Source organism: Streptomyces prunicolor NBRC 13075 (assembly GCF_000367365.1).
Classification (GTDB): domain Bacteria; phylum Actinomycetota; class Actinomycetes; order Streptomycetales; family Streptomycetaceae; genus Streptomyces; species Streptomyces prunicolor.
The window spans coordinates 54,744-62,438 of the sequence record NZ_BARF01000030.1 but is presented as its reverse complement, the minus strand read 5'-3'; the positions used below and the strand labels follow the sequence as shown (position 1 = coordinate 62,438).

The 7,695-nt window shown below is 71.2% G+C and carries 6 protein-coding genes and 1 pseudogene; 4 read left to right on the top strand and 3 right to left on the bottom strand.

Going from position 1 to position 7,695, the window contains the following annotated elements; translation table 11 throughout:
• The 3 genes and pseudogenes from SPR02S_RS64455 to SPR02S_RS13980 all read left to right on the top strand — a co-directional run.
• Nucleotides 1-273 (top strand): annotated as a pseudogene (locus SPR02S_RS64455) (hypothetical protein); the annotation flags it as partial.
• A 16-nt stretch (nt 274-289) separates the two neighbouring features.
• Nucleotides 290-1,054 carry a bestrophin-like domain gene (locus tag SPR02S_RS13985; RefSeq protein ID WP_086021616.1) on the top strand — a complete coding sequence of 255 codons (765 nt, stop codon included), beginning with the start codon at nt 290-292 and terminating at the stop codon, nt 1,052-1,054.
• A 222-nt stretch (nt 1,055-1,276) separates the two neighbouring features.
• On the top strand, nt 1,277-1,825 hold the full coding sequence (locus SPR02S_RS13980) for a hypothetical protein (protein WP_019057593.1): 549 nt from the start codon (nt 1,277-1,279) through the stop codon (nt 1,823-1,825).
• A gap of 94 nt (nt 1,826-1,919) precedes the next feature.
• Here the strand turns inward: SPR02S_RS13980 and SPR02S_RS13975 are convergent, their stop codons facing one another.
• The gene (locus tag SPR02S_RS13975) at nt 1,920-2,426 is read right to left on the bottom strand and encodes a hypothetical protein (RefSeq protein ID WP_019057592.1); all 507 of its coding nucleotides are present in this window, start codon (nt 2,424-2,426) and stop codon (nt 1,920-1,922) included.
• A 332-nt stretch (nt 2,427-2,758) separates the two neighbouring features.
• On the opposite strand from SPR02S_RS13975, the gene SPR02S_RS13970 reads away from it, so the two are divergent.
• On the top strand, nt 2,759-3,430 hold the full coding sequence (locus SPR02S_RS13970) for a class F sortase (protein WP_019057591.1): 672 nt from the start codon (nt 2,759-2,761) through the stop codon (nt 3,428-3,430).
• Between the two features lie 45 nt (nt 3,431-3,475).
• Here SPR02S_RS13970 and SPR02S_RS13965 read toward each other — a convergent pair whose 3' ends face one another.
• Nucleotides 3,476-4,318, bottom strand: coding sequence for a polysaccharide deacetylase family protein (locus tag SPR02S_RS13965; RefSeq protein ID WP_019057590.1), 843 nt, complete (start codon nt 4,316-4,318; stop codon nt 3,476-3,478).
• Nucleotides 4,319-4,409: 91 nt separating this feature from the next.
• Nucleotides 4,410-7,682, bottom strand: a complete 3,273-nt coding sequence (gene lysX / locus SPR02S_RS13960; RefSeq protein ID WP_019057589.1) for a bifunctional lysylphosphatidylglycerol synthetase/lysine--tRNA ligase LysX — start codon at nt 7,680-7,682, stop codon at nt 4,410-4,412.
• Nucleotides 7,683-7,695 lie beyond the last annotated feature (13 nt).

The following is a 7,695-nucleotide window of genomic DNA, read 5'->3' as shown; positions in this document are numbered from 1 at the left end:
CACGCTCCGGCACCGCGCCCGGCACCGGCGGCTCCGGCGCCCCGGGTGATCCCGACCCCCACGCCCACTCCGACACCCACCCCGACGCCGACGCCGACTCCGACGCCAACTCCCAAGCCCAGCCCGCATCCCTCGGCGTCCCCGGTGAGTTATCCGAAGTACCACGCCCAGCCGCGTCCCCGGCCGGCCACCAACCGGACGCCGCCGGTCGTCTACGTCCTGCTCATCACCCTGCCCGCGGTGGTCGCCATCGTCGCGCTGCGTCCACGCTGATCCCCGGAGGAACCTCTTGTCGGAATGGCTTGTTCTCGCCCTCGCGATGGCGGCGGCCTGTGTCGTCGTCGTCATCATCACGTTCCTCCGCGAACGCTCGGCGTCCGAGGACGAGGACCCCAGTGAGACCCCGGACGTCATCGAGTACATGACGATGTGGATCGGCGTGGTGTACGCCATCGTCCTGGGCCTCGCGATCGCGGGTGTATGGGAGGCCCGCAGTGCCGCCCAGGACCACGTCCAGGCGGAGGCGCAGGCGCTGCACGAGGTCTCGGAGCGGGTCCAGGCCTATCCGCCGGACGCGCGCGACCGTATCCGGGCCGACGTCAACGCCTACGTCTCGCAGGTCGTCGACGTCGAGTGGAAGACGATGGCCGACCACGAGAAGCTCACCCAGCGCGGGACCGACCTCCTCGACCGCATCCGTCAGGACGTCACCGCCTACCAGCCGAAGACGGACTTCCAGGCACAGGCCTACCAGCCGCTCGTCGACCAGGTGGCCGCCGCGGACCAGGCACGCAACGCCCGCGCGGACTCCACCGGGGCGACCATGCCCTCGGTGGTGTGGTTCGGGCTGCTCGCCGGGGCCGTGATCACCATCGGCATGGTCTTCGCGCTGCAGATCCGGCGTACGACCCGGGAGCTGATCCTCGCCGGGCTGTTCTCGGCGCTGATCGCCTTCCTGCTGTTCCTGATCTGGGACTTCGACGCGCCCTACAGCCGCGGTATCACGGCGTCGGCGCAGCCGTTCCTGAACCTCTTCCCGCACATCAAGGACTGACGGCCCCTCACCGGAGCCGGTCGTCGGGGGACGTCCGCCACACCGCGGGCGTCCCCCGGTCGCAGGAACGGTGTCCCCTGTGCGGCCCACACGGTTGCCCCATTCGCGCGACTGCGATCGCGGGAGCGCACACATGTTCCTAGCGTTTCGGTCATCGAGGTGCATTTACGGCGCAAGCGGAAAAGGTCCGCTGCTGCTCCTCGGGGACCCGGAGGAACCACCATGCGCGCGATACGCGTCGCTTCGGCCGCACTGCTGGGCATCAGCGCCCTCGCCCTGTCCGCGCCGGTCGCCGTCGCGAAGGGCGACGGCAACCACAACATCACGCCGTTCGGCTTCAGCGTCCTGCCCTCGACGATCGCGGCGGGCGGCCAGGTGACCCTGCGGCTCGACCGGGACCAGGGTGGCTGCAAGGGCTCCGCCACGGTCTCCTCCGGGGTCTTCGACACGGTCAGGATCTCGCCGGGGCAGTCCTCGGCGACGGCGATGGTCGACTGGGACGCGAGGCCGGGCGCGGTGTACCAGGTGACGTTCACGTGTGACGGCGTGAGCGGCTCCACGGGTCTGACCATCGCCTCCGGCCGCACGAACAACGACATCCAGCCGCTCCAACCGGCCCAGCAGATTCCGCGAGGGGTCCACGCCGGTGAAGGCGGCAGCATCGCCGGCTTCGACCTCAAGGAGCTCGGCATCGGCGCGGCCCTCATCGCGGGCTCGGTGGGAGCGGCGTACCACTTCTCCCGCCGCCGCACCGGAGAGGACGGCGCCTGACCGCTCCACCACCCGCACAGGCCTTCGCCCCGGAACCCGCAAGGGTCCGGGGCGAAGGCCTGTCATGTGCGACTGAACTCCGAAGGGGAGGAGGTCAGATCCCGCGCTCGGTGCGGCGGCGCATCCAGAACACCCCGCCGCCCACGACGGCCGCGGCGACCAGGCCGCCGCCGATCGCCATGTCGGTCGGGGTCGCCCCGGCACTGCTGCTGCCGCCGAGCCCGCCGCGCACACCGCCGATGACCGTGTAGGCCGAGTCACGGGTCAGCGAGGAACCGTTGGAGCAGCGGACCGTGATGCTGTACGCGCCGGGGGTGGCCGACCTGCTGATCCTGGCCGTTCCGCTGGACGTCGTACCGGAGCCGTTCAGGAGGGACAGGTTGGCGGGGCGTTCGAACCCCGGTGAGGTGGCGATGGCGTTGCCGCCGCTGAAGCAGCCGTCGACCGTGACGGTGAGCTGTCCACCGCGGGCGATCACGCTGGGCAGGGCGAGAATGTTGCTGGGGCTGGCGCCCATGCCGTCCGCGACGGCCGCCGGGGCGGCGACCCCCAGGACGGCCACCGCGGCACCGGCGGCAGCCAGGGCACGAGTTGTACGCATGTCATCCTCCGCGGAAGGCGCCCCGGGACCCGTCCCCGGTCGATCGGCGAGAAAACGCCTCCCAGACGCACCCTCAGATGCCTTGCGCGCGCCCGCATTTCGAGAATGGTCCGTCCTGGTGAGAGGACACGCCGGGGGAAAAGCGCACAATCGGATATTGCCGCAGGTCACGGACCGTCAGAAAATTCCTGCGGGCGTCAACTCGTATGGCGCACATAAGGATGTCCGGGCCACCCGTTCGCGCTTTCCCCGTCGCCGGTTCCGGCTTCCGGACTTAGCGTTCTCGTATGCGCGATTGACGAGGCGACGGCCGCGTCGAGAGGGGATGGCGAATGTCTGCGTCGGAGCTGTCCGAGCTTGCCGAAGAGGAGGAGCGGCAGAAGAAGCGCGCCCCGTGGGGAGTGATAGCGCTTGTTCTGCTGACCGGTCTCGCGCTCATTCGGAATGGTTCGGGGGAGTTCGACATCGGACCGCCACAGCCGGCCTCCGCCGCTGCCGCGGACGCCCGGACCGGCCACACCACGTTCGGCAAGGTCCCGGCCCCGCTGCCGTACTCCGTCGCCGACCGGGTGCGGATCCCGGCGATCCGGGTCGACGCCCCGGTCATGCCGGTGGGCCTGGACGCGGACGGCTGGGTCGGCGCTCCGCCGCCGGAGGACCCGAATCTGGCGGGCTGGTTCACCGGCGCCGTCTCCCCCGGCGAAAAGGGCACGGCGGTCGTCGTCGGCCATGTCGACAACAAAATGGGCCCCGCCGTGTTCTACGGACTCGGGGCCCTCAAGAAGGGAAATCGCGTCGAGGTCGCGCGCAAGGACGGAAAGACGGCCGTGTTCGAGATCTACGGCATCGAGGTCTTCGAGAAGAAGGACTTCCCCGGCGACCGCGTCTACGCGTCCAAGGGAACTCCGGAACTCCGCGTCATCACCTGCGGCGGCGGTTTCTCCAAGCAGAACGGCTACGACGGGAACGTCGTCGTCTTCGCCCGCCTGGTCGAGGTCCGCTGAGCGTTCCCCGGCCGGGCGGGCGAAAGCCCGTCAGGTGGTGGTGCGTCAGGTGGTGGTCCGGCGGCGCGGCAGCGTCATGTGGTAGCCGGAGTCGAGCAGGTGCGGCAGGTATTCGCGCAGCGCCTTCACGCTCTGGGTCCGGTCGCCCCCGGCGTCGTGCGAGAGCACCACGATGCCGGGGGCGGCGCCGTCCTCGACCGCGTTGACGATGTGGCGGACGCCGGGGGTGTCCCAGTCGAGGGTGTCGACGGTCCACGCGAGGGGTTCCATGCCCAGCTCGGAGCCGAGTTGGAAGGTGGCCCGGTTCCAGGCGCCGTAGGGCGCGCGGAACCACTGGGGGCGTTCGCCGTAGGCGTCCTCGATGACGTCGCTGGTGCGTTCCATCTCCGAGCGGATCTGACCCCGGGTCATCTTCGTCAGCAGCGGGTGCGACCAGGTGTGGTTGCCGACGACGTGGCCCTCGTCGGACATGCGGGCCAGCAGGTCGCGGTTCCAGTCGGCCATCTCGCCGCACACGAAGAACGTGGCGCGCACGTCGTACTCGGCGAGGGTGTCGAGGATGTGCGGGGTGTAGCGGGGGTCGGGTCCGTCGTCGAAGGTGAGCACCATGGTGTTGCCGCGTCCGGACATGCGCAGGAAGGGTTCGTGCCGCACCGGGACATGGGCGGGGGCGGCGTGGGGTGCGCCGTATCCGGCCACGGGCTGGAGGCGGTAGGAGGAGGGTTTGCGGGCGAGGCGCGGTGGGGGTCCGGCGGCGGGGGCGGCGGCCCGGACGGGGGCGTCGTCCGAGAGTCCGGAGTACAGCAGACCGGCGGTGCCGGCCGCCCCGACGGCGGCGGCGCCGGCGAGCAGGGCCCGTCGGCGCGTGAGCAACTGATCCTTCTTCATGACTCATCAGTCGCCCGCACGAGCCCCGACGGCCCACGGCAACACCGGTGCGGCGGCAGGAAAGCACCCGCCCGGCCCAGCGTTCGCGCGCTCAGCGGCGCCGGACGAGGGGGAACGGCAGCGTCTCACGGATCGTCAGACCGCTGAGGAACATGACCAGTCGGTCGACGCCGATGCCGAGTCCGCCGGTGGGCGGCATCGCGTATTCGAGGGCATCGAGGAAGTCCTCGTCGAGTTCCATCGCCTCGGGGTCTCCCCCGGCGGCGAGCAGCGACTGGGCGGTGAGCCGGCGGCGCTGTTCGACAGGGTCGGTCAGCTCGGAGTAGGCGGTGCCGAGTTCGGTGCCGAAGGCGACCAGGTCCCAGCGTTCGGCGAGCCGCGGGTCGGTGCGGTGCTGGCGGGTGAGCGGGGAGACGTCGGTCGGGAAGTCCTTGTAGAAGGTGGGCAGCCGGGTCGGTTCCTCCACGAGCCGTTCGTACATCTCCAGTACGACGTCTCCGCGCCCGTCGTCGGCGCCGTACGGCACGCCCGCGCGGTCGCAGAGCCGATGCAGGCGGGCCAGTTCGGTGTCGGCGTCGATCTCCTCGCCGAGCGCCTCGGAGATCGCGCCGTGGACCGTCTTGACCGGCCACAGCCCCGAGATGTCGTACTCCTCGCCGTCCTTGCGCGCGACGGGCGAACCGAAGGCCGCTGTTGCCGCGCCCTGGATGAGTTCGCGGACGAGGTCGAGCATGACGTCGTAGTCGGCGTACGCCTGGTAGGCCTCCAGCATCGTGAACTCGGGGTTGTGCTTGTAGGAGACGCCCTCGTTGCGGAAGGTGCGGCCCATCTCGAAGACCTTCTCCATGCCGCCGACGCAGAGCCGCTTGAGATACAGCTCGGGGGCGATGCGCAGGTACAGGTCGAGGTCGTAGGCGTTGATGTGGGTGGTGAAGGGGCGGGCGTTGGCGCCGCCGTGGATCTGTTGCAGCATCGGGGTCTCCACCTCCAGGTACCCGCGCTCCAACAGGCCCTGGCGCAGGGCCTGTACGGCGGTGGAGCGGGCGCGGACCACGTCCCGGGCGGCGGGGCTCGCGACGAGGTCGAGGTAGCGCATGCGGACCTTGGCCTCGGGGTCGGTGAGGCCGCGGTGTTTGTCGGGCAGCGGGCGCAGGCACTTGCCGGTGAGCTGCCAGGAGGTGACGAAGACGGTGGGCTCGCCCCTGTCGCTGGTGCCCGCGCGGCCGGTCGCGGTGATGTGGTCACCGATGTCGGTGTCCGTGACGAAGCGGTCGAGGCCGGGGCCCGACTCGGCGCGGGTGAGGGCGAGTTGGTGATCGCCGGACCAGTCGCGCAGGGTGAGGAAGACGATGCCGCCGAGGTCGCGCACGAGCATCACCCGCCCGGCGACGGTGACTTGGTCCCCCGCGCGGACCTCGGCGAGGGTGTGGGTGCGCTGCGGGACTCCGACCGGGTAGGGGTCGATGCCGGCGGCGCGCAGCCGGTCGAGTTTGTGGTGCCGGACGCGGACCTGTTCGGGCAGGCCGCTGTCCGGGCCGTCGGCCTCGTCCTCGCTGTCGAGGCCGAGCGCCGACAGGGGCGGCAGGTCCTCGGTGGTCGCGGGGCGCGGGCCGCTCTTCTGGTGCCCCTTTCCCCAGAGTTGACGGAGCGACGGTACGGAGACGAAGCCCTCGGCGATGCCGGAGGCGAGGCTGATGCGGGCCAGGGAGGCGGTCTCGCCGTAGCAGATGAAGCGGGGGTACCACTCGGGGTGGTACTTGGCGTTGGAGCGGTAAAGGGCCTCCAGTTGCCACCACTTGGAGAAGAACAGCAGGAGGCGGCGCCACAGGCGGAGCACCGGGCCCGCGCCGATGCGGGCGCCCTCCTCGAAGGCCGAGCGGAACACGGCGAAGTTGAGGGAGATGCGGTGGACGCCCAACTTCGGGGCGGCGGCGCAGAGTTCGGCGACCATGAACTCCATGACGCCGTTGGGGGCGGTGCGGTCGCGGCGCATCAGGTCGAGGGAAACGCCGTCGGCGCCCCAGGGGACGAGGGAGAGCAGGGCGAGCAACTTGCCGTCCTCACCCAGTGCTTCTACGAGGAGGCAGTCGCCGTCGGCCGGGTCGCCGAGGCGGTCCAGGGCCATGGAGAAGCCGCGTTCGGTCTCGGTGTCGCGCCAGGCGTCGGCGCGGTCGACGACCTCCTCCATCTCCGTGTCGGTGAGGGTGGCGTGGCGTCGGATACGGCAGGTGGCACCGGCGCGGCGGACGCGGCTCACGGCCTGCCGGGTGACGCGCATGTCGCGGCCCGCGAGGTCGAAGTCGGCGACGTGCAGGATGGCCTCGTCGCCGAGTTGCAGGGCACCAAGTCCCGCGCGGGCGAAGGCTTTCGCCCCGTCCTCGGAGGCGCCCATCACCGCGGGGGCCCAGCCGTGCCGGCGGGCGAGGTCCAGCCAGGCGGCGATGGCGTGCGGCCAGGCCTCGCGGTCGCCGACCGGGTCGCCGCTGGCCAGGCAGACGCCGGCCTCGACGCGGTAGGTGACGGCGGCCTTTCCGCTGGGCGAGAAGACAACCGCCTTGTCGCGCCGGGTGGCGAAGTAGCCGAGGGAGTCCTGGCCGCCGTAGGCCTTCAGGAGGGCGCGGATGCGGTCCTCCTCGTCGCCGTGCAGGGCCGCTTCGAGGCGTTGGGAGCGGAAGAGGACGGTGGCCGCGTTCAGGAGAGCCAGCGCGCCGAACAGGCCGAGGAGGAAGAACAGGGCGCGCGGCGGGCGCCCGTCGAAGGAGCGGCCGGAGACCAGGCCGCCGCAGACCCGGTCGGCGGCCCAGCCCAGGTGCTGGCTCGTGGGGAGGGTGCCGGGGAACAGGGCGACCAGTCCCCAGCCGGCCAGGATCGCGACGACGAGTCCGACCAGGAGGACGGCGAGGGCCCGTCGTACGGCCGCGCGGCGGGAGGCGGCGTAGAACTGGCTGCGGGCCACGAGCAGCAGGACCAGCAGCAGGGCGCACACGATGAGGGACGGGAGGGACTCGGCGTACAGGCCCAGGGCCACGCCGAGGGCGTCGGTCAGGACGAGCAGGCCGAGGTAGACGACGACCAGCCACCAGGCGATCTTCTTGCGGGCGGCGGTCGCGGCGGCGAGCAGGAACAGGAAGACGGCGTAGGCGAGGTTGGCGCTGACGGGGACGATCAGGAGGTCGAGGAAGCGGATCACCGGGCGCAGGACGCGGCGCAGCGGGGCGATGAACGCGAGCAGGACACAGAGCAGGCCGAGGGCGCCGAAGAAGGTCGCGAAGCCCTCGGGCACCCGGCTGAGGAACCCGTTGCCGGGCGGCCGTATCGGACCCTTGGTGTCCCTGGGCCTGGCGGCCTCCACCGTGGCGGTCATGGTTCCGACTGTA

Excerpts from the sequence above, each read along its gene's own strand:
- SPR02S_RS13980 (WP_019057593.1), top strand. The coding sequence starts at position 1,277 with ATGCGCGCGATACGCGTCGCTTCGGCCGCACTGCTGGGCATCAGCGCC.
- SPR02S_RS13975 (WP_019057592.1), bottom strand. The coding sequence starts at position 2,426 with ATGCGTACAACTCGTGCCCTGGCTGCCGCCGGTGCCGCGGTGGCCGTC.
- SPR02S_RS13970 (WP_019057591.1), top strand. The coding sequence starts at position 2,759 with ATGTCTGCGTCGGAGCTGTCCGAGCTTGCCGAAGAGGAGGAGCGGCAG.
- SPR02S_RS13965 (WP_019057590.1), bottom strand. The coding sequence starts at position 4,318 with ATGAAGAAGGATCAGTTGCTCACGCGCCGACGGGCCCTGCTCGCCGGC.
- lysX (WP_019057589.1), bottom strand. The coding sequence starts at position 7,682 with ATGACCGCCACGGTGGAGGCCGCCAGGCCCAGGGACACCAAGGGTCCG.